We start from the raw sequence: 25,946 nt of genomic DNA on the forward strand, positions 1-25,946 counted from the left end.
CTCGCTTCAGGCCTTCACCACGTTCCGGCTCTTTATGCCGGACGTGGCGTTCCTCGTGTCGACCACGAGCTTGCTGTTCGCGACGATCCAGCGGTAATCATAGGCCGAGTGGTCTGTGGCGATGAGGACACAATCATATTTTTTCAGGTTCTTGAGCGACAGGGGCACCGAGCGCATCCTGAAGTCGGCTTTGTGGTTGACCGCTATCGATACGTACGGGTCGTTGTAGGAGACGTTGGCGCCCTTATCCTTCAGTATCCTTATGATCTCGAGGGAGGGGGACTCTCTCAAGTCGTCAACGTTTTTCTTGTAGGCTACCCCGAGGATGAGTATGCTCGCGCCCTTCAGGCTCCTGCCCTTGGCGTTGAGCGCTTCCATTACCTTGGTCACCACGTAGTAGGGCATGTTGGTGTTTATCTCACCGGCCAGCTCTATGAACCTCGTGGAGAAGTCGTATTCCCTTGCCTTCCACGTAAGGTAGAAAGGGTCGATGGGTATGCAGTGGCCGCCAAGGCCGGGGCCTGGGTAGAACGCGTGGAACCCGAAAGGCTTTGTGTTGGAGGCCTCTATGACCTCCCAGATATCTATGTCCATCCGGTCGCAGAGCATCTTGAGCTCGTTGACGAGCGCTATGTTGACCGACCTGTAGATATTTTCGAGGAGCTTGGACATCTCCGCGACCCTGGTGGAAGAGACCGCCACTACCTCGTGTATTATCTGCGAGTAGAGGGCGGAGCCTAAATTAGAGCACCTCTCTGTGACGCCACCTACGATCTTCGGTGTGTTTCTTGTCGTAAAGTCAACACGTCCCGGGTCCTCGCGCTCTGGCGAGAAGACAAGAAAAAAGTCCCTTCCGACCTTGAAGCCATTCCTTCCGAATATCGGTAGCAGGACCTCTTCCGTAGTCCCTGGGTAGGTGGTAGATTCAAGGGATATTATCTGCCCCTTCCTCAGATGCCTGGCAATGTCCGTAGCTGAGTTATAAACGTATGTCAGGTCTGGCTCACGTTTATCTGAAAGCGGCGTTGGCACGCAGATTATGACCGCGTCGGCCTTGGCGAGGAGCGCGGTGTCAGTAGTAGCTATAAGAGAGCCAGAGTCGATGAAACCGCCGATCTTCTCCCCTGATATATGCTTTATGTATGAACTCCCGGCGTTAATGGCATCTACCTTGCCCTTGTCCACGTCGAACCCCGTCACCTTGAAGCCTTCCTCGCAGAACCTGAGGACTATAGGAAGCCCTACATAGCCCAGACCTACTACCCCTATCCTTGCTTCCTTGCTGACTATCGTCTTAAGGACTCTGTTGTAGTTCACAGGCACCTTTACCCCTTTCTGACCGATTCGAGCATATTGTGCTTTTTTATCAGGTGATGTACCGTAGGCCTGCTGAGCCCAAGCTCCTCAGAAGCCTTGCTGATATTGCCGTTGTGCTTCGTTATGGCCATCAGAACGAACTTTACCTCGAGGTCTTCCTTTGCCTTCTTGAGGTCCAGCTGTTGCGGCGCCTCCTCCATGGTGCTGAAGCCGAGGTCCGCCGGCCTTACCACATGACCATCAGAGAATGTGATGGCCCTCCTTATCCTGTTTTCGAGCTCTCTTACGTTGCCGGGCCATCCGTAGGAGCTTATGACCTCTACGGCCTCGGGGCTGAGTGTTTTGGGCCTGCTCCTCTCAGGCAAGTACTTCTGGAGGAACGCCTTGGCGAACATGACGATATCCTCCCCGCGTTCCCTTAAAGGGGGCAGCTCTATGGGAACAACCGCCAGCCTGTAGAAGAGGTCCTCCCTGAAACTGCCGTCCGCTATCATCTTTTTAAGGGGTTTGTTCGTCGCCGCTATGACCCTTACGTCGATGTTGATAGAGTCCCTGCCTCCAACGCGCTCTATCCTGTGGTCCTGGAGGAACCTGAGTACCTTTACCTGGAGCTGGACCGGCAGCTCCGCTATCTCATCGAGCATGAGCGTGCCGCCCTGGGCCAGCTCTATCCTGCCGTTCCTCTGTATGTGCGCTCCCGTGAAGGCCCCCTTTTCGTGCCCGAAGAGCTCGCTTTCCAGGAGTGTTTCCGGTATCGCCCCGCAGTTTATGGGTATGAAAGAGCGCTGTCTTCTCAAGCTGTACGAGTGGATGGCCTTTGCGACAAGCTCCTTACCAGTGCCGCTTTCCCCGGTGATGAGCACCGGGACGTCGGAGGCCGCAACCTTCCTTATAGTGGAGAAGACCTCCAGCATCCTGGGGCTCATGCCGAGCACTTCCTCAAAGCCCTGGTTGCCGCATACCTTGTGAAGCCTCGTGTGCTCAGACTCGAGCGAATGCATGTAGACGGCCCTCTTTAGAATTATCTTGAGCTCGTCAATATCGACAGGCTTTACGAGAAAGTCATGGGCCCCGTGCGAGACGGCCTTTATGGCTGAACCGCGTTCGCTGGTCCCGGTGATGACCACGGCCTTGACCAGCGGGTCATGCTGCAGGATGCGCCCCAGGAGCCTGAACCCGACGCTAAAGTCCGATGGGGTAGGCGGAAGGCCCAGATCGAGCGTCACCAGCGGGGGCTGTTCATCCCTGAGAGCGCGCATGGCGCTCTCGGCGTCCCGGGCTGTCGTTACCGTAAACTCATCGGACAGCGCCCATTGCATCTGCCCTCTTACCGCCTCGTCATCGTCTATTATCAGAAGTTTTTGTTTTTCCATTATTGTCAGCTCGCCCGCGAGGCGGTGTAACGCCTGTTTACGTTAGGGAACTTTAGCGTGAACCTTGTACCAGACCCTTCCTCGGTCTCTACCTCGATAAGTCCTTCGTGTGCCTCCATTATGGTCTTGCATTGATAGAGGCCCACCCCGAACCCGTTGCTCTTGGTCGTCATGAAAGGCCTGAAAAGGCCCTTTTCAAGGAGCGCCTGCGGGATACCGGTGCCGGTATCCGAGATCCTTACACAGATGAAATCATCGCCTGGCTCGAAAACGGCCCGTATCTCACCATGCGAAGCTGCATCATGCGCGTTCATGAGGATGTTAAAGAAGACGGTCTCCACCGCTTCGGCGTCTATGCTGCACAAAGGCAGCGGGCCGTCCGATTTTATCAGGACGCGGGAGGCCGCAACGGATGAGAGCCTCTTGACCGCCCTGTCAAATGCCGTCAGGAGATCGTTTTTGGCTGGACATATCTTCATGGAGCCCGCCCCAGCCGCCATCTTTTCTACAAGTGCCTTCATCTTTGCAACCGTTAAGTCGATCGCCTTTATGGCCTCTCTCTGGAACTCTGGGCTCGTGATATTGGACCTCGCGTTGTGGCTTAAAAGGGAGAGCGAATTGGTGAAGTTCTTGAGATCATGCATTATGAAAGAGGACATGCGGTTGAACGAGTCGGTCTCCCTGATGTCAAGGAGGGCCTCGCTCAGCCTTATGTTCTTTATTTGCACCGCCGCCTGTGTGGCTACGGCCCTTAGAAGGTCCATGTCGGCGCTTGCGTAAGTCCTGCCATCAGCTGAGGGCCCCAGGATGACAAACCCGACGAGTTCCCTGTTCGCGATGAGCGGCGCGCAGATACAAGAGCGTGCTGAATTGAAAAGCGGCCCGAGACCTGTTTCATCAGATGACCGGTCTTCTGATCCGGTGATCTCAAAAGGGGCGGCGGCAGAGAGCATATGCTCGATGAGGCGTCGCGACTCAGGGACGCGCCTGAACCGATAGTCTATCCTGGATGATGTCGAGATGTAGCACCTTGATGCCTGGTCATGGAGCCAGACGTTTACCGCCGTGGCCCTGAGCGTTGAGCCTATCATCGCCGAGAGCACCGACTTCACTTCGCCGGTCTCCATGCGTGAGCTTATTTTTTCCGTGGCCTCCAGCCATTTTTTCTTGTAATCGTGCCTGCTGGCGTTGAGCCAGCCCCTTTTTTCCAGGGCTTTCCGCAAAGCCCCGGAAGAAAGCATTCTATGAGCAACGGCCGTCACAAACAGCGTGGTCGTGATAGCTGTAATAAGTTTGAGCGCCTCTTCCATTTTTAGGTCACCCCGTGTACCCCGTGACGAAGGTCACATACCAAGGCATCTCTCTTTTGTAAAATGACCCCGAAAACTCAGCTTTATGGAACCATCCTTTGCTCATGGCTAACCACCGGAAACCGTGGGGCGCAGAGCAACGGGACTAAAGAAGTTGGCGATACCTTCCCCGCTCATATAGCTCACACTCGAAAAACCAGCTTCCATGTCCGCCGTGCCGCCAAAGGACGCCATCCTTGAGGCGGTTTTTTTTCGAGAAAAACGGAGGAGGAAGCAAATGCCAAAATTTTTAAAGCTCCTGGTGCTGTCAGCCGCCCTGGCCATCGGGGCAGTTGTTGCTGCGCCTGTAGCGGCCCTGGCGGGAGAGGCCAACCTTACCTGGTCGGCCCCCGGCACAAATACAGATGGCTCGACGCTTGTGAACCTGGCCGGGTACAAGGTCCATTACGGCACACAGTCAGGGGCCTATTCAACGACGGTAGACGTCGGCAACGTGACTTCCTACAATGTCGCAAGCCTTTCAAACGGCTCCTATTATTTCGCCGTAACAGCCTACAACACAAACGGCAAGGAGAGCGCCTACTCCAATGAGGGCTCGAAAGCAATAGCCAATGACGTCACGGCCCCGGTGATATCCGGCGTATACTCTGGCTCGATAACCGCCGATACAGCGGTTATCAACTGGATGACGGATGAGGCGTCAACCAGCCAGGTCGAATACGGCCTGACAGCTTCTTACGGGTACTCGACAACGCTGGATACGGCCGCACGCACTACCCACAGCCAGACCATAAACGGCCTTGCCGCTGATACGACCTATAACTTCAGGGTAAGGAGCGTTGACTCGACCGGCAACGCGGCCATATCCGGGAATTACACCTTTAAGACGGAACCTCCGGCTGATACGGCCCCCCCTGTCATTTCAAACGTCCAGGTAACCGATATAACTTCCACGTCGGCTGTGGTCAGCTGGACAACCGACGAGCTTGCCACCTCACAGGTCGAATTCGGAACGAGCGGCTCGTATTCCGCCTCTACCCCTATTAAGACCGCTCTCACGACAGTCCACTCGGTCCTTGTGGACGGCCTCCAGAGCTTCACCACATATGACTTCAGGGCCGTCTCATCAGACGCCGTTGGCAACAACGCCACCTCTGAGGGCATGACCTTCGTAACATCCAACCAGGCGCCTGCCATCAACAACCTGAGCGCTTCAGCGCTCTCAGGCATAGCACCGCTCCAGGTGGACTTCACGGCTGAAGCCGTTGACCAGGACGGCTCGATTGTGAGCTATGAGTGGGATTTCGACGGCGACGGCGTCTATGAGTACAACTCCGGGGCGCTCTCTTCAGCCTCCTATACCTACCAGAACGTCGGCACTTATCCGGTAAAGGTGAGGGCGACAGACAACGGCGGCGCTGTAGCGGTCTCGGAGCCTTTGAGCATCTCTGTAGAGTCGGCGGTCAACAAACCCCCGGTCGTGGTATCGATACTCGGGACAGTGGTCCAGAACGGCTCCACAGTTTCGATAACCTTTGACGTACAGGCATCCGACCCCAACGGCGTCATCGTCCAGTTCGCATGGGACTTTGACGGCAACGGCACGGTGGACGCTGTAACAAGCACTGCGCCAGCCCTTTATACGTACAGTTCGTCGGGCACATACAGCCCGGTGGTCACCGTGACCGACGACCAGGGCGGTATAGCATCTGCCGCCACGACAGTGACAGTACCTGAAGCGGCTACTGTCTCCGGCGCGTCCATATCGTCGCCTGGCAGCAGCTCTGGCGGCGGCGGTGGCTGTTTTATCGCCACGGCGGCCTACGGCAGCTATCTGGAGCCTGAGGTCATGGCGCTGAGGGATTTCAGGGACAGCGTCCTCATGCAGAACCCGCTCGGAAGGTCCTTTGTGAAGGCTTATTACAGGGTCTCTCCGCCTGTTGCCGACTTCATAGCAAGGCACGAAACACTCCGGGCAGCTACGAGGATCGCGCTTACGCCTATAGTCTACAGCGTCAAGTACTCAGGGCCGGCTGCGTCATTCGCCTTCCTGGCGATAGGTTTCGCGGCAATCGCCCGTATGAACAGAAAGCGGACGCGTTAAACAAGCCGCTCGAAGGCCGCAAGGGCTATCCGGCCCTTGCGGCCTTTCTTTTTGCGGATATTCCTTCCAATCCGGTAAACACCCAGAGCACCACCCCTGAGATAATGAGGGCGAGCATGAAAAATATTATGCCGCCCCTCGTATGAAGGGAGCCGTAGAAGACCCGTTCGTCAAAATGGTACCCGGCGAGCGTAAGCGCCGTTATGCGTATCCCGTTTTTAAGGATAGCTATGGGGAGCAGTATTGCTATGAAAGACAGGCGCCCATGCCACGTTGAGAGAAACATCTTCGCCGCTATCACCCCGGCTATGAAGAGCGCGAGGCTTGAACGTATTCCGCTGCACTCTTTTGCTACCTCGATAGTGATGCCAGGGAGATGGAAGAACATCCCGTCCCGCTGGACCGGCGACCCTGACAGATTGAACAGGAACCATGCGACGTCAGCAGACCTCTCTTGCAGAAAAACTATCAGCGGGTCAAGCATCTGTTCCGGCACTGGAACGATAAATAAAAGGAAGAGCAGGGGAAATACGGAAGCCCGTGACGCTTTTTTCCCATAGAACGCCATAAAGCCTCCAGCCCAGAACAGTATGGCGGAGAAGACAGTTGCCGCGAGATGGACATTGACGTCAGGTTTCCAGGCGAAGCCTAAGGCAAGACAGGCCGCGTATGCTGAAAAAATGAGAGGGAGCCCGATCTTGAAACAGTAAGAGGCATTCGATGATATTTCCAGCCTTTTGAGGTAGAAGAAGTACGCGCTCATAAGGGGTATCAGCGGGATATGCGAATAGAGCTCGCTTTCGAGGGAACGGTTATAGAGTTCCAGGAGCGTCTTTGAATATAACGCCCCCGCAGCCATGGTGAAAAGTATAAAGAGGGCTATTCTCTTCCTCGCATTCACGCGGGCATCCTCAAGTCTGTTTTTAAACCCGTTCATTTCCATGCTCAAACCGTGTTCTTCTGCGCTTTTGGCTGATGCATCAGCTGCTTGAGGTTGTTTTTTAACCTGCCTGCCCTGGCCCGCCACTGTCTCGTTATCCATCTGCCGATCTGCGCCATGCAGAGGCTTTTTTCATATAACGGGAGACCGGTTCTGCTTATCGCCATGAACTGCTCTAAGACGAGCTTGCTCCTGTTGAACTTATATACGCTCTTCCTGGAGGAATCCCACCAGACGGCGATCTCTTTTTTCGGCAGCCTTCGGGAGTTGCGCTCATGGTCTCTCCTGAAGAATAGATGCTCCGGCACCTCGTGGAACCTTCCTCTAAGGCATATCTCCAGCAGGAGCACGTAGTCGGCCCCGAAATATTTGCCAAGGAGCCTGGTCTCCCTCAACACAGATGAGCGTACGAGCCCGAACGCGGCATTGGCGAGATTTACTTTTGTCAGGAAATGCCTGGCCCTGTCGTGCGGCAAGTCATAAGGCATGTGGAGCCTGTCCTCATAATCCCTTATCTTAGCGCCTTTATCGTCTATCAGGATGGTCTTCGGATAGGAGAGCGCGGTCTGCGGGTCCCGGTCGAGCGCATCTACGCATTTTTCGAGGAACGTCGGCGCGCAGACATCGTCATAGGCGGCCCATTTGAAGTACTCGGACGTGGCCAGTGTGAATACGCGGTTGAAGTTCTCGGCGGCTCCGAGGTTCCGCTCGTTCCTGTAAAGCCTTATCCTTTCGTCTTTGCTGGCGTACTCAAGGCAGATATCATGCGTGGAGTCGGTAGACGCGTTGTCAGAGATGATGAGCTCGAAATCCCCGAAGCTCTGCGCAAGGATCGAATCGAGCGAGTACCTGAGATATCTTTCCGCGTTGTAGACCGGCAGACCTATGCTGACCCTCGGTTTTTTATTCATATCCAATCCCTTTTAAGCTGTTAGTATCCTGCTCGTAAGCCCCATTCCACGCACAGTCTTCCAAACCTCGCTTAGATAGATCGGGTTCATGAGTATGATGACTTGAGGTCGGTAGTCGATGAGGAATTCAGGACTTACGATCTCCTGCCCCGTTCCGGGGACAAACTTGCCATGTTTATGCGGATTGATGTCTATCGCGTATTTTATGAGGCCCGCCGTCTCAAACGCGTTCAGGAAAGTGGCTCCCTTTGACCCGCTTCCCCAAATTACGGCGACCTCGTTCTTTTCGCCAATTCTTTCAAGCTCGCCTTTCCAGGCTGTTCTCTTCCTGGCGTGTTTTCTTGAGAACGCATCGATGTCCTTTTTGAGCTCCCGTGCGCCGTGGACGGCTCTTTCTGAATGCTTACGGCAGTGTGCAGGCGCGCCCTCAACGCAGAGGAACTGCCCATCGAATGATTCCTCGACGCATAGCGCGTTGAATCCGGTCTCATGGAAAAGGTTTCTGAGCGAGACGGGGCTGAAGTATGAGCAGTGCTCGTATATTATGTCCCAGATGGAGAGTTCCCTTAAGGTATGAAGGATATTGGGGACCTCGAAAAAGACGGCTGTCTCCATCCTGTCGCCAATCGCGGCCCTGAGGTTGTCCATGAACTCTATAGGCGAGGTGATGTGCTCGAGGACATGGCGGCTGAGGATCATGTCCCCGGCGTACTCCGAGTACCTTTCCGAGTAGAAGTCCTGGATGAAAGTGATCTTGCGATCGCTTTTCTCTTGCCTCTCTTTCACGTAACTCGAGTCAAAACCTACCCCGCTTCTAACTCCCAGTTCGCTCAGGAGCATCAGAAAGTCCCCTTTGCCGCAGCCTATCTCTATGACATCCTTGCCGAACAGGCCGTGTTTTTCGACGAGTTTCGCGGCAAGCTGCCTCGCGTAATCCTGGAAGCTCGGCGAGAAGTGGAGCGAGTTTTCGTATTCCTCCGTGTATCCCATCACCCCAGGGTCGAAGGCTACGTTGTAGATATGGCCGCAGCATTCGCAGAACCCCAGTCTGATATCGCCGCGCCTTGTGCTCAAGGCGCTTTGGCGCGTCTGGCACAGGACATTGCAGTGGACAGGCTCCGCGTATATCTCGAAGAAGACATTGACGTCTCCGGAAGAGCAGACAGGGCATATTTTCAGGTTATTTTTCATTGCGCATTATACGGTCAGCAATTCAGCATGGACGCCCATGCCTGTAAGCTCTTTTTTGACCTCGTCCCTGTAGACCGGGTTCATGAGTATCACCGCGTCAGGCTGGTAATCGGCTGCTAATTGAGGCGAGATGATCTCATGGCCGGTACCGGCCATGAATGAGCCCTTCCTCAAGGGGTTGATGTCGACCACGTATCTTATCTCGTCGGTTATGCCAAGTGTTGTAAGGAACGCGACACCCTTCGAGCCGGAGCCCCACAGCAGGGTCCTGTAGCCGGTTTTGTTGAATTCGCGGAGCTTATGTCTCCAGAGAGATTGCTTCTGCTGAACGTTTTCGCTGAAATACCTGACAGCATTTTTGATATCTTCGGGTGCTTCCTCCTGAGTGTGCGTGGCCGTGATGATTTGATCAGTCGGCCTTGCCTCAAGCAAAAGATACTGGCTGCCGTAGGCGTGCCTTATGCCGAGGACCTCGAAGCCGTGCATTTTGAAGAGCCTTGCAAGGGACCCCGGGGTGAAGTAGGAGCAGTGCTCATAATATACGTCCCAGAAGGCGAGCTCACGGAGGATCCTGGTTACGTCAGGGACCTGGAAGAAGACGGTGGTCTGCCTGTCGCCGAGGGCCTTTCTCAAGGTAGAGATAAAAGCGCCTGTCGGCCCGATGTGCTCAAGCGTCATCTTGCAGACGACGAAATCGGCTTCGCAGGAGGAGTATTTATCCGAGTAGAAGTTCTTAACGAATGTAAGCCCGCCGCCTTCCTTTACGCGGCCGTCGTAGACCGGGTCGAAACCGGTGCCTGTAGAGCCGCCCATCTCGCAAAGGAGCGCGAGGAATTCCCCTTTACCGCAGCCTATCTCGAGTATGTGCTTGCCCCTCAAGTCATATCTTTCTATCAGGTCGGCGGCTAGCTCACGAGCGAACCTGTTGTAAGTGCCGGAGAAGGCCTGCGTCTCCTCGCACTTCTCGGAATAATCCTGGAGGGAAGGGTCGTATGACCTGTTCCAGATAAAGCCGCAGCGCCCGCAAAACCCCAGCCTTATGTCGCCTTTTGGATAATCCATGGCCGATTCTGTCGTTGGGAGCAGCAGCACCGTGTGGACAGGGGCGTCTTTGAATGTGTAGAACTCATCAACCGCCTCGTTGCCGCACCCGGGGCAGCCTCTCGCTGCACTCTCATCTATTGCTCTTTCCATTGCTATGCGGAGTGTCTTCATCCACGCTCCTTTCAGGCGATCTTCCATTCTGGGATCGGCACAATGAATTTTCCGCCCCTGGCCCTGTACTCGTCCTGTTGCCTTATTATTTCCTCGGCGAAGTTCCATGCCAGTATGAGCACGAAATCAGGCATCTGCTGCAGGAGCCTTTCAGTGCCGAAGATAGGGATATGCTTGCCAGGCATGTAAAGCCCATGCTTATGGGTGTTCCTGTCCACGACGAAATCGACCGTGTCCTTGCCTATGCCGATGTAGTTTATAAGGGTAGAGCCTTTGGCGGCCGCGCCGTACGCGGCGATATTCCTGCCCTGCTCCTTGAGGGCCTTAAGCATGTAGCGGAGCCCTTCCCTGATGTTCTTCACCTTTATCGCGAACTCGTTGTAGTAGGCAAAATCATCAACGCCATTGGCGCGTTCCTCTTCAAGTATCGTCTTGACGGTTACGTCCGGCTGATCCTTAAGCCCTATGTAGAGCCTGAGGGACCCTCCGTGTATCGGAAGCCGTTTTACTCCGTTAAGAAAAAGCCCGTGCTGCCTCAAGAGCCTGTCTACCGAGGTGGCGGAGAAATAACAGAGGTGCTCATGGTAGATGGTGTCGAATTCGCAATTGTCGATCAGGTCCCTGACGTAAGGCACCTCTATTACGGCAACGCCGTCCTCCTTGAGGAGTATCCTCAGGCCGTTCAGGAAGCCGCTTGAGTCAGAGACGTGCGCAAGCACGTTGTTGGCTATTATGACATCCGCCCGTTTTCCCGCCGAGCGGAGCTGCCTTGCCAGCGCGTAATTGAAGAAGCCGCATAGCGTTGGCACACCTCCGCTCTCGGCAGCCTCAGCAGGCCCCCTGGCAGGGTCGATACCGAGGCAGGGTATGTTCTTTTCAACGAAGTTCTTGAGGAGGTATCCGTCATTCGACGCTATCTCCACGGCGAAGCTCTTCTCATTCAGGTGGCGTGTCTCGATGAGGTCCATCACGTTTTCCCTCGAATGCCTCAGGAGCTCGTCGGAGAAGGATGAGTAATAGGGATAACGCCTGCAGAAAAGGACTTCTGGCGGCACTGTCTCGATTATCTGCAGGAGCGCGCAGTTTGTGCAGAAGGCGACCTCAAGGGGGTAGAGCGGCTCTGATCCGTTGATCTCTTCGCCTGAAAGCAGGGCGTCAGCCAGCGGCGTCTCCCCCAGGTCAAGCACCGTCTCAAGGCTCGTGCTCCCGCAGGACCTGCACTTGAATTCCTTGTTTTTCATCTTGCTTTCCTCCGCTTGATTCACCATTTTTTCCACGGCGCGTTGCCGCTCTCCCACAGCTTCTCGAGAAGCTTCCTGTCTCTGAGCGTATCCATGCACTGCCAGAATGATGAATGAGTATAGGCCATGAGCTGGCCGTCCCTGGCAAGCCCTTCCAGCGGCTCTTTTTCGAACTGGGTATCGTCCCCGGCGATGTAGTCGAAGACCTCAGGCTCGAGGACGAAAAAAGCGCCGTTTATCCACCCTTCAGAGGTCTGAGGCTTCTCGGAGAACTCGGTTACCATGTTGCCGTCGATCTCCAAATGTCCGAACCGGGCAGGGGGCCTCACAGCCGAGAGCGTCGCTATCTTCCCGTGGGAACGGTGAAACGCAATGAGCTCGTTCAGGTCGATGTCGGATACCCCGTCCCCCCAGGTCAGCATGAAGGTCCCGTTGCCGACCCACGGTTTGAGCATTTTTATCCTGCCGCCGGTCATCGTGTTCTGCCCTGTGTCGATCAGGTCTATCGTCCAGTCAGGGAGGTTGCCGTCCTTGATTATGACCTCCCCGGTCCCTGTCTTTACCGTCATGTTGCTATTAAGGGCGCAGTAGTCCTTGAGCCACCTCTTTATGTACTCGCCCTTGTACCCGAGGGCTATGGCGAATTCCTTGAAGCCGAAGACCGTGTAATACATCATGATGTGCCAGAGTATGGGGTGGTTGCCGACCTCGACCATCGGCTTCGGCTTTATCTCGGTCTCCTCAGCGAGCCTTGACCCCACGCCGCCGGCCAATATGGCTACTTTCATCTTTCCATCCTCCATTGGATTCAACACTTCTCTTTTGGTATCCACTCCGGCGCGAACGTAGTTCCGAGCTGGACAAAGCTGGTCGGCAGGTTCCAGTTGGCGCATGAGCTGTGATAGCAGTTGGCGCATCCTCTCGGCATGAGCTCCTCGTCGTTTACCGTGGCCCTCATCTGCTGCATCTCCTGAGAGTTCCATGCCTCTACTGGAGATGAGTATTCTCTTATGTCAAAGAGCTTGTCAGCAGAGGACTGGCACGGCCTCACGAAGCCGTCGCTTCCGATATAAAGGTCCCTCCAGGGGAAGGGGCAGGGCTTGTGCTTCAGGTTTCCCGCGTCTCCCTCGCCCTGTATTTCAGGGACCTTGAGATTTATATTTTTCTTGCTGGCGATCTCGCCAGCCGCGTTAAAATACTTCCTTATCATCTCCTGCTTGTTGAGTATTGATTCTCCCGCAAGTTCCTCGTTGAATATCGTCAGGTAGACGACCTTGACCTCCGGGATGCCTATTTCGCTGGCGAGCTCCACGAGCCTTGGAAGCTCGTGGATATTCCTGTTCATAGCGGTGAAACAAAAGTTGATGTACGGATAGTCAAGGCCGCGCCTTTTCTTTTCGGCCACAAGGTTTTTGACGGCTTCTACCTGGCGTACGAAGCTCCCGCCCTTTCTTATATAGTCGTTGGTCTCAGGGCTCGCCCCGTCAAGAGAAACGGCCATCAGGTCGAGATGGTGCTCGAATATGAGGTCCATTATCTTCGGCAGGGTGCTGCCGTTGGTGACAAAATATTTCCTGAGCTTCGGAAAGCCGTTCAGGTACCTGAGCACTTCGCCGAGCTTTGGGTGCATCGTCCCTTCTCCCCAGCCGTGGAGAGTAACCTCTTCTGTTTTGGTATAGAAGGGCTCGCAGTCCATTACCATCTTGACCGGAAGGTCGTTGGTCTTGAAGTCCGTTGCCTCCCTGCCGCACATGATGCACTGAAAATTGCACTTGTTCGTGAGCTCAAAGACGATGCGCCTCGGGCTTGACTGGATGATCGTCTTGCCTTCGTGGTATTCCTTGAGGTTGAGATCGCTGTTTGCCTGCTGTTCGCCGGTCAACGGTGTTTTGAAAAGGCGTTCTGTTTTCATTTGATCCTCGTTTAGGTGATTGAGGCGTTGTTGTCAGGGTTCGATCGTCTTTGCCTGCTTCATGCAGTATCTTCGCGTTACTATCCTTTTAGCCGTTCCAAGGACGGAGCGCGCCTTGTCCTTTACCGGCAGTTTCATCCAGTTCTTGAAAAGTGAGAAACCCTTTAGCCTTGGGGCCGGTACCCAAAGGAGCTTCATCGCCATGAGGCGGCCCCATATCGACATCCTTTTCCGGAGCAGGTTGCCCTGTGACTTTACAATGACGCCGGGGTCTATCCTCCTTAGCTTCAGGTATCCGGCCTCCATTGCTGAGGCTATTATTTTTCTCCCCAGCCCGGTCCTCGCTATCACGAGGGAAAGGCCCGGCTCTTCTGCCGCAGGCTCTCTGTGCCAGGGGTCGCCGCAGGATATGTCAGAGAACTCCCCTGTGCCGTCCGGGCAGAGATAGCACCGCATAGGCCTGTACTTCTGCAGAAAGCCCCAGGCCTCTTTGTACGTTAGCCTGGACTCATTTCCGTCCTGACGCACCGCCTGCCACATGCCGGGCCATCCCATGCCCCTGTATCTCAGGCTCTTGAGCTCTGCCGTCCGGATATTGAATCTTTCGAGGAGGTCTATGGTCCCGAGGGTCGATGGGGTACCGGCGCAGAATATTGATATCGCAAGCCCGGTTTTGGCATTAAGCGCAGGGTTTCGCTCCTGGGCCTTACGTAGCGCCGCCACGTCGCATGGCTTTCCTATGAACACTCCAGGGGAGGGTGCTTCCTCTATCGAGCGCAGTCCTTCGCAAGGGGATGAGGGCGAGTACCTCGACCCTGTCCTCGAAAGGAGATCCTCGCGCGCCCGGCTGAAATACGTCCTGTTCTTCCATGGGTTCCTTTCATCCACGGCGCCATGCAGAACGCCGCTCATGCCTGATTTTTCGACGCAAAAGAGGGCGAGGGCGGTGGCGGCCCCGCCCGATGAGCCTCTGTAGCGAATCTCAGGGTCGGCGGCGTGCCCCTCCCAGACCTCCAGTACCGGTCCCCAGCCTTTTCCCAGTTCCTTTATCGCCTCTTGATGCCACTTGCCGTGAGAGGAATCGGCTCCAGGGCAGACCTCCACGCATTCTCCGCAATTGCTGCAACCGGTATCTATCCGCGGCCTTATGCCGTCGTGGACGATATCGACAAGTTTTACTTTGCCTTCTTTGCAGGCGTATGCGCAGGCGCCGCATCCAAGGCAGAGCCGCCAGGAGGCTATATCCTCTACGTTTCTGAATCGCATTTTTGAAGTCGGCACGTGGGGCCTATGTTTGCTTTGATAGACGAGTTGATACGGTCATGCCTTGGGAAAGTACTTGAGCCCGAGCACTTTGAAGAGTTTTCTTTTGAGCCTTGCTCTCAAGCCGATGAAGTCATAAGGGTCGATGGAATATTCCTGGAGCTTCTGCGCGCTGCTCCGGAGCCTCCTTGTCCAATCCTCTTTTGTGCTTACGCCGTACTGAGAGGCTGAAAGGGGCATGGCCCTTCTAAGGTCTTCGTCTGTCTTTATGCCGGTGTGCTCTGCCCTGGGGTCGTCCATGTGCTCCTGGTACAGGACGGGATAGTACCAGCCTATGATGTAGCCCTTTGCAGCGGCCCTCATGCACCATGTGGTAAAGGTCTCCCTGGGCTTAATCAAGCCGATGTCGTCGATGACCTTGCGCTTCATGAGATAGCCGGAGCCTTCAAGCCAGCAGTTCCGAAGGAGCATATGCGGCCCGAAGGCCTGGATTTTTTTAGCGGCTATCGTTACGTTAAAGTCCTCGGGAGGGAACCTCCAGCAGCCGATAAGGCCCGCTTCCTGGATATCGCTGTGTGCCTTTTGAAGCTTCTCGACCCATCTCGCCGGCATGAGGCAGTCGTCGTCGACCTTGCTAAGGAGATCCGCGTCAGACGAGTTTTCCCAGAACCAGTTGGTAGGGCCTCGCAGCCTGTCGTTGGTCCTGTTGTAGATTATCTTCTCTATCGCATGATGTTCCTCGAAGCCTTTGAGCACGGCCAGGGTCTCATCCGTTGAGGCGTTGTCCCAGACGACTATTTTCCCGTTTGAAGGCATCGTCTCGCAAAGCCTGCCGAGAGAGAGCTTCGTGTAAGCTGGCCTGTTGTGCGTTATCATCAGCACTTTTATCTTCATATCCTTCCCTTCACAAGCTTGAACGCTTCGCTTATCTCCGGTACCTTCAGCACCTTTACAGCGATGAGCAGGTAGCTTGCAGCCCCTAAGGCGATAAGCACGGCAAGGGCTGATTCCATCTGAAGGTGGAAAGAGCTTGCGTTCAATACCCTGAAGCCCTGGAGGACCAGGACCATTACGGCGGAGCACGCGGCAGAAGGGGCAAGGGCCTTCATGAACTCAAACGCCCCGACGCCAATAAGCCTGTTCGCGAAGTACTGTCCTATGATGAATACGGGCACCGAGACTATTATATAGGCGAAGATAAGCCCAAATAGACCCCAGCGTATGCCGACCAGGAAGGCCATTATCACGAGGGCCGAGGTGAATAGCCCGACTTTAAGGGTCAAGTCAGGCCTCCCCTGCGAATTGTAGATTATCCCGCCGGTGGTGCCTATCGACTGGAGAGCCCCAACGACGCACAGGAGCTTCAAGGGGAGGACCGCCTGTGCCCACTGCGCGCCGTAGACTGAAAGTATGAACTCTTCGGATACCATGAAAAGGCCTGTCATCATCGGGAAGGTTATAAGTGATATCGTCCTTACCACTTTGAGGTACACAGCCCTGGTCCTGGCCATGTCGTCCTGAATGCTCGAGAAGACAGGATACAGGACTCTGCCAATGGACCACGATATCAGCTGCAACGGCTTGAGCATCAGGTTGTAGGCGACAGAGTAGAAGCCGAGCGTCTGCGTTCCAAGGTACTTGCCTATTATGAGGTTATCCAGATTCCTCGCGAAGTAGTTAAGGAAGTTGAAGGCCAGCAGGTTTGAGCTGAACCCGAAAAGGTCGTTGAAGCATTTTCTTACTATCCTGAACCTTGGACGCCATCGGACGATCTTCCAGATAAAAGGTGTAATGAGAGGCTGGGAGATTATCTTTCCAAGTACCATGCTCCATACACCGGCTCCTGAAAGGGCGAGTAAGACCGATATGGCCCCTGATAAGGCGTTGCCGGATAGTGTTACTATCGATAGTTTTTTAAACTCAAGTCTCTTTGCCAGGATGGTCGTGTGTATCGAGGTAAAAGGGCTTAATATGAAGCCAAGCGCTGATACATAGAGGATGCCCTTCAAGACCGGTTCATCGTAAAACGAGGCGACGAACGGAGCCGCCATGGCAAGCAGTAAGGCGATGCCCGCTCCTGCGATGAGACTCACGGAAAAAGAGGTAGAAAGGTAGTCGTCATCTATATTTTGCCTCTGGATTATGGCCGCCCCCATCCCGAGGTCCTGGAAGAGGGTGATTATGCCTGTAAAAACGGCTGATATCGCGACGATCCCGAAGTCCTCCGGCGCAAGGAGCCTCGCCAGTATAATCGTAACCGCGAAGGTCACGGCCTGAGAGGCGACATTGGAGGAGATCGACCAGAAGCTTCCGCTGATTATCTTCTGTTTGAGCTCTGTCTTGTTCACCTGGACGCCGCTGCCGGGGAGAAGACCTCCCTGTAATAATCTTTAAGGGTCACGGCGATATTCTCCCAGCTGAAAAGTTCTTTTACACGCTCGCGTCCAGCCTCAAAGAGGCGCGCCCTGAGCGCCGGGTCCGTTACCATGCGCTCTATCGCCGCCGCGAGCTGTATTGGGTCGCCCGGTTCTACGAGGAGCCCGGATACGCCGTCCTCGACTATCTCAGGGACGCCTCCCACCCTGGTCGCTATGACAGGGAGGCCGCAGGCCATAGCCTCGGCCACAGGCATACCGAAGGTTTCATAGTACGACGCGTTGATGAATATGCTCGACTCGGAGTATTTAGCAAGCATCTCGGAGTGGCTCACATGACCTGAAAAAAAGACCCTCTGAGCCTGTTCGGGGGCTATCATCGCCAGTATCCTTTCCTTATAGCTCCCTGGGTAAAAGGCGCCGAGAGACTTGAGCAGTACGCTATCTGACAGGTCGATCAGGAACTCCTTCGGTGTTATCCTCTCCTGGCCGACCAGATGCAACTCGAGTCCAGGTAGCCTTGGCGCGAGCATATTGAATGCATCTATCACGACGTGCAGGCCTTTTTCCGGTGTTATCCTGCCGACGCATATAAGTTTTGCTCCGCCGTCCTCTGCCATGACCTGGCTGAAACGGCCATAGTCAACCCCGTTGTGCAGCGTCTTGAATCTAGAGGAAAATTCAGGAAATGCCTGACTTGCCTTTTTTGTCAAGTAATCGCTGCAACAAACAACGAGGTCCGCGCGCTTGACCCTCTTTCCGATCTGTGTTCTGTCCAGCTGGGGGATCCATTCACTGTGAGTATGAAAAACGACTCTGGTATCAGGATTAAGCGCTTTTATAACCGGCAGGAACTGCGTGAAGTTATTTATATGCACGATCTCGAAGCCCTCTTTTCTTATGTCGAGGGCGAGCTGAAGCATGAAAAAAGGATAGTAGATGGCTGAATTGAAAAAAGGCTTTTTAATGCTGTATAAAGGCGCGAGCTTCCCGGTGAACCTGCGCAGAGTCATATCCGGCCATACAGAAAGCCTCCGTACCTTTATGCCGGGAGGGAAATCGGGAGAGCCGCCCTTGCTCGTGTATACCGTAATATCGAATTCTGTAGAGAGCCTCTTTGCAAGTTCCAGGATTATGATGCTTATCGAACTCTTGAAATGCGCGTCAAGCGGGTTGGTAACAAAAGCGAGTTTTGGTCTCATTACTCACCCGCGACCGAGGCCCATGCTCTCGAACAGATTAAGGACGGTCTCCTTGACATATGGCATCTCCCCTTTCAGTTTTTTTGCGATCTCGGCTCTTTCCTCGAATGCCTTGTCTACGACCCTCAGGACGCCGTCGGAATCGAGTGTGCACGGGTCTGCCACATAGCCCTCTACTCCTATGGATTCCATTACCCCGATGAACTTTCTGCTGTACGCAATCGGGACGGCAGGCACGCCCTGTGAGAGCGCGGCTATGCAGGCGTGCATCCTTGAGCCTATGAAGAAACCGCATTTGCCGATCATGTGCTTTATCTCGCCCTGGTCGTACTCGCCGGACAGTAGCGACAGCCTACCGCCGTAAGAGGCCTTAAGCTCTTCGTATACCGTTGCGCATGCCTCGGAATCGCTCTCCCTGTGACCGCCAAAGACGTGCGGGATGAGTATGATATTTGCGCGTTTTTTCATGATGAGGAAGTCTATTATCTCGCCTATCAACCGCTTGTAGTCTACCTTGAGGCCGAACATGTTATTCATGCTGTAGCCGCCTATGTAAAGCAGCCCGCTGACGTTCAGCCCAACCGTGCATGTTGCCTGCTCCGCGCCGTCAAGTTCCGTCCCTTCGACTGATATGCGTTCCGGCTTTACCGGGTCCACGACAAAGCCCATATCAAAGCAGAAACGCACCTTTTCGCTATCCCCTCGTAAACCGATAAGCGCACGGACATCGGTCAATCCGTCCCGGTCCCTCGAATAGGCCGCGAATGAGTTTTGCAGTATGAACTTCGCCACGGCCTTTGTAACGCCCATCTTGAACGGCCCGAAGGTCTGGGGGAGCTGAACAAGGGGCTTTCCCATGAGGATGACGAGTATCTGCGGGAGGCAGACATAGAAGAAGCGTCCGAACCCGTAGATGTCGCTGAAGCTATCCCCGCCAGCGATAGACGCCGCGACGTCAGCCGAATCAAGTTCCATCAAGGTGCTGTTGCCTGCTATCAGCTTCGCTCTAAGCCTCCTGAAAGGGATGACCCTCGCGGCAGCCGCAAGTACTATAAGGAGCGCGATATTGTTGGGCAGGAAGAGCTTTTTTGAGAATCGGATGTTGACCAGTTTTACAAGGATATCCCTGCCGTTGACTACGAGGTTATAAAATTCGCCTCTTTTGGCGTAATCAAGGATGGCGATATCGGCATCAGGGCGCCACTGCTTGACGCATTTTATGGCCCCGGCTGCGAGCGCGCCTACGCCCATGTTCCTGGTATTGAAAGACGCACCCAGGAGAAATACCTTGGGCTGATCTGATGGTTTTCTCATTAAATTGAAGGTGGTTTATGTTTTTTTCAGGTACTGAAGAGTTCTGATTTGGATGAGGTTGTTTTTTTATGTATAACTTGGCTTGCCGACTGGCGCCCTTGATATGAAGAGCCTGTGCCATATCTCGAAGTTTATCAACGGGAATATCATCCTGTTGTTGTCCTCCCTGCCGCTTAAGTGGGCTTCGACGATCTTCCTTACCACACCCTTGTCAAAAAGGCCGTGTGAGAGCGACCCGTCAGAGCAAAGGAGCTCTATCGTAAAATCCTTAAGTTCACCGCGTATCCAGCCTGATATGGGGGTAGGGAAGCCCTCTTTCTTACGATAGATTATCTCTTTAGGAAGGAGCCTTTCGAGCGCCTTTTTGAGTATATATTTTGTCACCAGGCGTTTTACCTTGAGCCTGGCCGGCACCTGGAACGCCAGTTCCACAAATGTGTAATCAAGGAAAGGGACCCTGGCCTCTATGGAAGTCGCCATCCCCATCTTGTCCTTTTTCATGAGGAGGTCATCCGGGAGCCAAACGTTCGTATCCAGCGTAAGGATCTTGTCTATGTTGTCCATGCCCTGTATGTCAGGCAGAAAACGTTCGAATATGTCGGAGAAGGTGTTTTTTAACCCGCTATGGTCATTAAGGAGGCCTTGCTTCATCTCCTCAGTGAATACCGTGTGCCAGGACATGTACCTGCCGCTGAAGTCCGGTATCGACATAGAGCGGTGGCCTTTTTTGAGGAGCGGAGCGCCGGGCAGCATATGTATCAGTCTTTTTAATATCGTATCCCTCATCAGCCCTGGCATCAGGAGGTAATACCCGGAGAGGACCTCGCCCCAGTGGCGGTTGTACCCGGCAAAGAGCTCATCCGAGCCTTCTCCTGTAAGGAGCACAGTCACCCCGTTCTCCTTTGCCAGCCTCGACACGAAATAAAGGGGTATGGAGGCGGGCTCGCCTATTGGCTCGTCCTGGTGCCAGATGGCCTTAGGCAGGAAGTCGAGGAACTTTTCGGCGGTGACTACGACCTCTCTGTAATTACTCTCAAAGTGCCTGGCCGCTTTTCTCGAATACCTGAACTCTGAGACGCTGTCATCGCCTGATGCGCTGTACCCGACTGTGAAAGAGGGAACGGGCTTGCCTGCAAGCTCGGTCATGAGCCCAAGTATGGCGCTGGAATCGAGCCCTCCGCTAAGGAGCGCTCCGACCGGCACGTCGCTCTGCATCCGTTTTTTTACAGACTCCTTCAACGCGGAGTAGATATGTCCGGCCAGGTCCTCCTCTTCGGCCTTGACCATGAACTTCGAGAGGGCCGTATCTTTCTTTAATCCCCAGTACCTTTCGACGCGCGCCTGCCCATTCCGTACGGTCATCATATGTCCTGGCTGTAGCTTCTGTATTCCGTCGAACATCGTCCTCGGCCCAGGCACGTAATGGAGCGTGAGAAAGTTGGATAGCGCCTGCATATCCACGCCCCTCGGGACTTCAGGGTCTTCGAGCAGGGACTTTATCTCGGAGGCGAATGAGATGGCCCTGCTGTCGATATGGTAGTAAAGTGGCTTTATGCCGAGCCTGTCTCGCACGAGAGTCAGCTCTCTTTTTTTCGTGTCCCATACCGCTATCGCGAACATCCCGTTGAACCGCGAGGCAAACTCCGCACCGTATTCCTCGTACGCGTGTACGATGACCTCGGTATCCGAGGAAGACCTGAAGGAGTGTCCTGCCTTCCTCAGCTCATCCCTAAGCTCGATATAGTTGTATATCTCGCCGTTAAAGACCACGGCCACGGTAGAGTCCTCGTTCATCATGGGCTGATGCCCCAGGGGCGAGAGGTCGAGTATGCTGAGCCTTCTATGCCCCAGTCCAAGCGGGCCGTCCAGAAAAGTGCCCCTGTCGTCAGGCCCCCTGTGCTCCATGATGTCTGTCATGGCGTCGATTCTGCCCTGTGAGGCAGGTGCTCCGTTAAAGTTCAGTTTTCCGCAGATACCGCACATTTTTTATACCCTGTCCTTTATGAGAAAAAGTCTTTTTAACTGGTTTGACCTCAGGTATTTGATGAAGTCGGCGTCGTCGATCCTTTCTCCGCTTGTTAAGATCGCCTTTAAATACCCGTATAGCATGCCGATGCCGTCGAGAGGGGACTTAATGGCGCATTTTATCGCCCTCACAAGCAGGAATACCGGATGATATCCCATGAAGTAAGAGCCGCGGCCCCGTTCCGCGCCTGACCTGAATGTCACTGCCGCCTTGTCCTCAGGCCTCAGGTGTATCACCCGGAGCCCGGCTACCGGCTCGGCGGTCCATCCCTTCATCCTGGCCTTTATCTCGTCTATGCCGTCCCAGCCCATTGCAGGGATAAGCCCGCCAATGTCGTCGAGGCACCTCTTCCTGTATATCTTGCAGGACCCGTGCGTATGCCTTTCGGCAGATCTTTCTTCTACAAGGCCACCGTTTACGCGTATATGCCTTATCCCGCTGGTTATGCCGAGGGCAGGGTTAAGGTACATTCGCTTGAGCGCCTTCTCGAAGAAATCCGGATCGAAGGACAGATCGCCGTCGAGCTTGACGATATACTCGAAGCTTGAATTGACGGCGGCTAGCCCGCGGTAGAAAAGCCCCACGATATGTCCGCCCCTTAACCTTTCCGTGCCGGGCAGCCTGATAAGCTTGATCCACGGGTTCCTAGCCGAATATTCCCGTATGATCTCCGGGGTCTGGTCGGTCGAACCGTCGTCTACTATTACCCACTCAACGGGCTTTATAGTCTGTGAGAGCATCGAATCCAGGGCCTCCCGGATATAGGATGCTTCGTTCCTGACAGGCGTGACCGCCACATAGCTCTCAGTGGCCATTTTTGCCTTCCTCGCATATAAGCCCGTTGACCGTATTGAGGTACCTTTGCGACATCACGGGCCAGGAGACGACCTCATACGCACCCGCGGCCTTTTCCGTGAAAGACCTTCTCTGCTCCGGGCTGGCGCAGAAAGCCTCTATCTGTTCAGCCAGGTCGACAGTGTCTCCGGCGGTGAAGTATTTGATGCTCTCCTCGTCAAATATCGACTTTATCGAATCGAGCCTTGAAGCCACAACAGGCATCCTCATGCAGACGTACTCGAATATCTTGGTTGAAAGCGCGAGGTTCATGAACGGGTCGTCAAGGTACGGGACGATCCCCATGTCAGATGTCCCGATGACCTCGCTTACTCGGTCGAGTGGAAGATAATCGCCAAGCTCCACGTGCCCGGAAAGCCCTTTTTCCCTAACGAGCGCTTCCAGCTCTTCCCTGTAAGACGGGTCGTACTTGCCGTATATGCTGAGCCTTGTCTCCGGGAACCTCGTTTTGAGCAATCCGACTGCCTCTATCGCGACGTGAAGGCCGAACCTCTTTGCCACTGTGCCGTGATAAAGTAGCGCCGGGCCGCGCTCTATCTTCCGCCAGGCGCGCGCGCGCGGCATTTTAAAAAGGCCGTTGTCCGCGGAGTTTAATACCAGTGTTATCTTCTTCGCCGGTATGCCTCGTTCTATAAGCCTTTGCCTGAACCCCGGGCTCGTGGTAAGGACGCTGTCGGCGAAGGCGCACGAGAGGCGCTCGGCCAGCTTAACGACAGGGAGCAGGACTTTCAGACGGTTTTGCCTCGTCTTTGACTCGAAGAGTTCTACCGTGAGGTCGTGCAGGTCCAGTATTACCGGGACCCCGGCGAGCCTGTGAAGCAGGCCAACGAACACAAGGTGGTCTGGCATGTTATGCGCCTGTACGAGACTGTACCTGTGGCGAAGCGACAGGGAAAGAAACCTTAAGAATGCCAGGACGGCGAAAAGGGTCGAAAGCAGGAAGTACTTGATTAGGTTCTCTTTGCGCTCCGTCCCCTGCATTACCCTGTGGGCGGTTATTCTGCCGTAGTTCTCGGTTCTTGGCTCGCCGGCCCTGCCGAGACAGACTACATCTACATCTATGCCAGCCCTGGCGAGGACCTCGGCTTCGCGCCGGACCCTCGGGTCAGCGGGGTAGTAAGAGAATACGGCCATGGCGACCCTTTGAGTACCGCTCCCCATCTTTAAGCCATCCTTGCCCGTGTAAAGAGCCATTTAAGGCATGCCGCGCTCCTTTTGGCCTTGTGCGCGGCAGCCTCCCTTCCGGATGGATCGAGTGTAAACTGGATCGCGGACCTCGCTATCCTCAGCGCCTGATGGAGAAAGACTATCGAGAGATAGGCGGACCGCTTGAGCGGTCCGCTGTGTTTTTTCCAATATTTCAAGTTGGCCTTTTGCATCTCGACATAGAATCTAACGGGGGCCAGGGCAGAGCTCGAGCCGCCGTAATGTATGGCCCTGGCTTCAGGGTAGAATACTGTCTCCCAGCCGGCGTTATGGAACCTCTTGCACCAGTCCATGTCCTCCGCGTAGAAGAAGAACCTCTCGTCCAGAAGCCCTACCTCGTCCATGACCTCTTTTCTTGCCATCATGAAGCAGCCGCTTATAGCCTCGACCTTTCTAATGGCGTCATGGGGCGGGTAATTCCATCCGTCAAGCCCTATCGCCGAGCAGAGTGCGCTTTTAAGCGACGGGAAGCTCCTGCATGTCCGCTGCAGGGTCATGTCAGGGTTGAAGACGAGCGGGCCGGCCAGGGCGACGAGCGGGGTTTCTTCCATGAAGAAAAAAAGGCGTTCCATGCATCCTTCGAGGACGATAACGTCAGAGTTTACCAGGCAGACGTATTTTCCCGTACTCTGCCTTATGCCTATGTTATTAGCCCTGGCGAACCCGAGGTTCTCCTTCTGGACCAGGAGCTTTACTTCAGGATAGAGTTCGCGGACCGCCTCGGCAGAGCCGTCCGTGGACGCGTTGTCGACCACTATGACCTCTGCCTCAAGCTCGCCGAGGCCGCACTCAAGCGACTTAAGGCACCTCAGCAGGTACTCCCTGGCGTTCCAGCTTACTATTATTATCGTGATATCTGCCATCAGGCCCGTGAGGTCCCTTCTGCGCCGATGGCTGATACAGGGGCAACCTGGGCGGCCAGGCGTTTTTCTTCTTCCGTAAGGCTCCTTACGGCCGCGAGCATCGCGAGGTTCATGTAAAGGATGACCTTTACCTGGTCGAAGTAAGATACTCCAAAGAATGCGACCACATGGACGAACAGGGATACTCCGAGCGCCCAGGCGACCTTGTCATGGCCGGGCTTTAAATATCCCGATTTTACGGCCCTTCCTGCCGACTGGAAGCAGTAGGCGAGTATCGCGATAAAGAGCGCCAGGGTAATCATGCCGCCGTCAACGGCGATCCGGATGAAGTGGTTTGTCACGTCGAAGAGGTAATATCCCCATGAAGCGGTAGACTGCACCCCGAGAAGCCACCATTCGCCGACCCTGTTGACGAACTGGTCGAATAGCCTGTATCTGTGAAATGCGGTCGATGCGCCGAATATCTTTACCTTGAGCATCAATGCCCATACCGGCGCCTTCATGACCATATGGAGGCCGAGCAGGGTAAAGACAAAGCCCCATCTTATGACCCGCATATGTTTCCTGTAGTGCCAGAGGAATATCCCGATCACACCCGCAAGGTAGGCGAGCGCCGGTCCGCTTGACGATGTGCTTATGGTGATGAGCGTCGCCGCCGCGATGCCAAAGTACATGAGGAGGCTTCTGCCGTTCAGATTTCTCGCGGCAACGAAGAGCGGCAGGAGGGAAGCGCTGAAAGAGCCTGCGGTTATCGGGTGCGAGAACGCACCCTGGCACCTGAGCTTGCCTTCCCTTACTATTGTGTACTCAGGCACTCCGCCGAAGATGGAGAAGAGGTTCCTGCCGGTCTGCCTTTCCACCAGCATCGCCAGCGCTACTGGAATGGCCGCGACGGCGAGCGTCTTCGCGACCCAGAGCACGTCGTCCATGGACCTGACGAGGAAACGGGTGAGGAAGTATACGCCTATGATATCGAAGGATGTACCGAGCCTGTTGACGAGAGCCCCGGAGGTCTGCCATAAAAGCGAGTAGACGACTACGCTGGAAAAAGTCCACAGGAGCATGAGCTTGTCTATCCTGTTAAGTTTCATCTCCTGGTGCTCTGACCTTATGATGACCCTGACCCAGCCGAGGAGGACGAGAATCCGCAGGATAAAGAAGTCCAGTGAGGCGATTATCACGCGCTGCTGTATGGGGATAAAGACTACCGCAAAGATGAGCGGCACAAGCGCAGCCCTCCTGGGAAGAAGCAGCATGAGAAAGCCTGAGGCAAGCGTAAAGGCAAGCGCCAGGGGATGTATGTCACCGTACTCTTGCATCATATCCCT

Annotated in this window: 21 protein-coding genes and 1 other annotated feature; of the genes, 1 reads left to right on the plus strand and 20 read right to left on the minus strand. The window is 54.7% G+C overall.

Annotation, left to right across the window (positions count from 1 at the left end):
• Positions 1-6 precede the first annotated feature (6 nt).
• From A2V21_300840 to A2V21_300850, 3 genes are read right to left on the minus strand one after another with little or no spacing between them, the layout of a single operon-like run.
• On the minus strand, positions 7-1,317 hold the full coding sequence (locus A2V21_300840) for a UDP-N-acetyl-D-glucosamine dehydrogenase (GenBank protein ID OIJ74994.1): 1,311 nt from the start codon (positions 1,315-1,317) through the stop codon (positions 7-9).
• 8 nt (positions 1,318-1,325) lie between these two features.
• Positions 1,326-2,690 carry a PEP-CTERM-box response regulator transcription factor gene (locus A2V21_300845; protein OIJ72928.1) on the minus strand — a complete coding sequence of 455 codons (1,365 nt, stop codon included), beginning with the start codon at positions 2,688-2,690 and terminating at the stop codon, positions 1,326-1,328.
• Positions 2,691-2,695: 5 nt separating this feature from the next.
• The gene (locus A2V21_300850; protein OIJ72929.1) at positions 2,696-3,931 is read right to left on the minus strand and encodes a hypothetical protein; all 1,236 of its coding nucleotides are present in this window, start codon (positions 3,929-3,931) and stop codon (positions 2,696-2,698) included.
• A 165-nt stretch (positions 3,932-4,096) separates the two neighbouring features.
• Positions 4,097-4,225: a binding site (cyclic di-GMP riboswitch class I), on the plus strand.
• 52 nt (positions 4,226-4,277) lie between these two features.
• Between A2V21_300850 and A2V21_300855 the strand changes: the two genes are divergently transcribed.
• Entirely contained in the window at positions 4,278-6,104 is a 1,827-nt protein-coding gene (locus A2V21_300855; GenBank protein OIJ72930.1) for a hypothetical protein, read from the plus strand.
• Positions 6,105-6,129: 25 nt separating this feature from the next.
• Here A2V21_300855 and A2V21_300860 read toward each other — a convergent pair whose 3' ends face one another.
• The 17 genes from A2V21_300860 to A2V21_300940 form a co-directional block, all read right to left on the minus strand.
• Positions 6,130-7,047 carry a hypothetical protein gene (locus A2V21_300860; GenBank protein OIJ72931.1) on the minus strand — a complete coding sequence of 306 codons (918 nt, stop codon included), beginning with the start codon at positions 7,045-7,047 and terminating at the stop codon, positions 6,130-6,132.
• Positions 7,048-7,049: 2 nt separating this feature from the next.
• Positions 7,050-7,955, minus strand: a complete 906-nt coding sequence (locus tag A2V21_300865; protein OIJ72932.1) for a hypothetical protein — start codon at positions 7,953-7,955, stop codon at positions 7,050-7,052.
• A gap of 12 nt (positions 7,956-7,967) precedes the next feature.
• Positions 7,968-9,146, minus strand: a complete 1,179-nt coding sequence (locus A2V21_300870) for a hypothetical protein (protein OIJ72933.1) — start codon at positions 9,144-9,146, stop codon at positions 7,968-7,970.
• A 6-nt stretch (positions 9,147-9,152) separates the two neighbouring features.
• Entirely contained in the window at positions 9,153-10,361 is a 1,209-nt protein-coding gene (locus A2V21_300875; GenBank protein OIJ72934.1) for an SAM-dependent methyltransferase, read from the minus strand.
• 11 nt (positions 10,362-10,372) lie between these two features.
• On the minus strand, positions 10,373-11,602 hold the full coding sequence (locus tag A2V21_300880) for a methyltransferase (GenBank protein OIJ72935.1): 1,230 nt from the start codon (positions 11,600-11,602) through the stop codon (positions 10,373-10,375).
• Between the two features lie 20 nt (positions 11,603-11,622).
• A complete protein-coding gene (locus A2V21_300885) occupies positions 11,623-12,390 on the minus strand; it encodes a glucose-1-phosphate cytidylyltransferase (protein ID OIJ74995.1) in 768 nt (255 codons plus the stop codon).
• 20 nt (positions 12,391-12,410) lie between these two features.
• On the minus strand, positions 12,411-13,514 hold the full coding sequence (locus A2V21_300890; protein OIJ72936.1) for a hypothetical protein: 1,104 nt from the start codon (positions 13,512-13,514) through the stop codon (positions 12,411-12,413).
• A gap of 33 nt (positions 13,515-13,547) precedes the next feature.
• Positions 13,548-14,780 carry a hypothetical protein gene (locus A2V21_300895; protein OIJ72937.1) on the minus strand — a complete coding sequence of 411 codons (1,233 nt, stop codon included), beginning with the start codon at positions 14,778-14,780 and terminating at the stop codon, positions 13,548-13,550.
• A gap of 54 nt (positions 14,781-14,834) precedes the next feature.
• Entirely contained in the window at positions 14,835-15,671 is an 837-nt protein-coding gene (locus tag A2V21_300900; GenBank protein OIJ72938.1) for a hypothetical protein, read from the minus strand.
• Complete coding sequence (locus tag A2V21_300905) at positions 15,668-17,125, minus strand: hypothetical protein (GenBank protein OIJ72939.1); 1,458 nt, start codon at positions 17,123-17,125, stop codon at positions 15,668-15,670. The genes A2V21_300900 and A2V21_300905 overlap by 4 nt, the downstream gene beginning before the upstream one ends.
• Positions 17,122-18,354: a hypothetical protein gene (locus A2V21_300910; GenBank protein OIJ72940.1), complete on the minus strand. Its 1,233-nt coding sequence runs from the start codon at positions 18,352-18,354 to the stop codon at positions 17,122-17,124. Before A2V21_300910 ends, A2V21_300905 begins: the two co-directional genes overlap by 4 nt.
• A 3-nt stretch (positions 18,355-18,357) precedes the next feature.
• Positions 18,358-19,605: a hypothetical protein gene (locus A2V21_300915; protein ID OIJ72941.1), complete on the minus strand. Its 1,248-nt coding sequence runs from the start codon at positions 19,603-19,605 to the stop codon at positions 18,358-18,360.
• Between the two features lie 129 nt (positions 19,606-19,734).
• Positions 19,735-21,651 (minus strand): asparagine synthase (glutamine-hydrolyzing), encoded by a 1,917-nt coding sequence (locus A2V21_300920; GenBank protein ID OIJ72942.1) that lies wholly within the window; start codon positions 21,649-21,651, stop codon positions 19,735-19,737.
• Between the two features lie 3 nt (positions 21,652-21,654).
• Positions 21,655-22,509, minus strand: coding sequence for a hypothetical protein (locus A2V21_300925; protein ID OIJ72943.1), 855 nt, complete (start codon positions 22,507-22,509; stop codon positions 21,655-21,657).
• On the minus strand, positions 22,499-23,743 hold the full coding sequence (locus A2V21_300930) for a hypothetical protein (protein ID OIJ72944.1): 1,245 nt from the start codon (positions 23,741-23,743) through the stop codon (positions 22,499-22,501). Before A2V21_300930 ends, A2V21_300925 begins: the two co-directional genes overlap by 11 nt.
• Positions 23,713-24,618 carry a hypothetical protein gene (locus A2V21_300935; GenBank protein OIJ72945.1) on the minus strand — a complete coding sequence of 302 codons (906 nt, stop codon included), beginning with the start codon at positions 24,616-24,618 and terminating at the stop codon, positions 23,713-23,715. The genes A2V21_300930 and A2V21_300935 overlap by 31 nt, the downstream gene beginning before the upstream one ends.
• Positions 24,618-25,937 carry a hypothetical protein gene (locus A2V21_300940; GenBank protein OIJ72946.1) on the minus strand — a complete coding sequence of 440 codons (1,320 nt, stop codon included), beginning with the start codon at positions 25,935-25,937 and terminating at the stop codon, positions 24,618-24,620. Before A2V21_300940 ends, A2V21_300935 begins: the two co-directional genes overlap by 1 nt.
• Between the last annotated feature and the right edge of the window lie 9 nt (positions 25,938-25,946).

The sequence above is a fragment of the Deltaproteobacteria bacterium GWC2_55_46 genome, assembly GCA_001595385.3.
In the GTDB taxonomy this organism is placed as follows: Bacteria; Desulfobacterota; GWC2-55-46; order GWC2-55-46; family GWC2-55-46; genus UBA5799.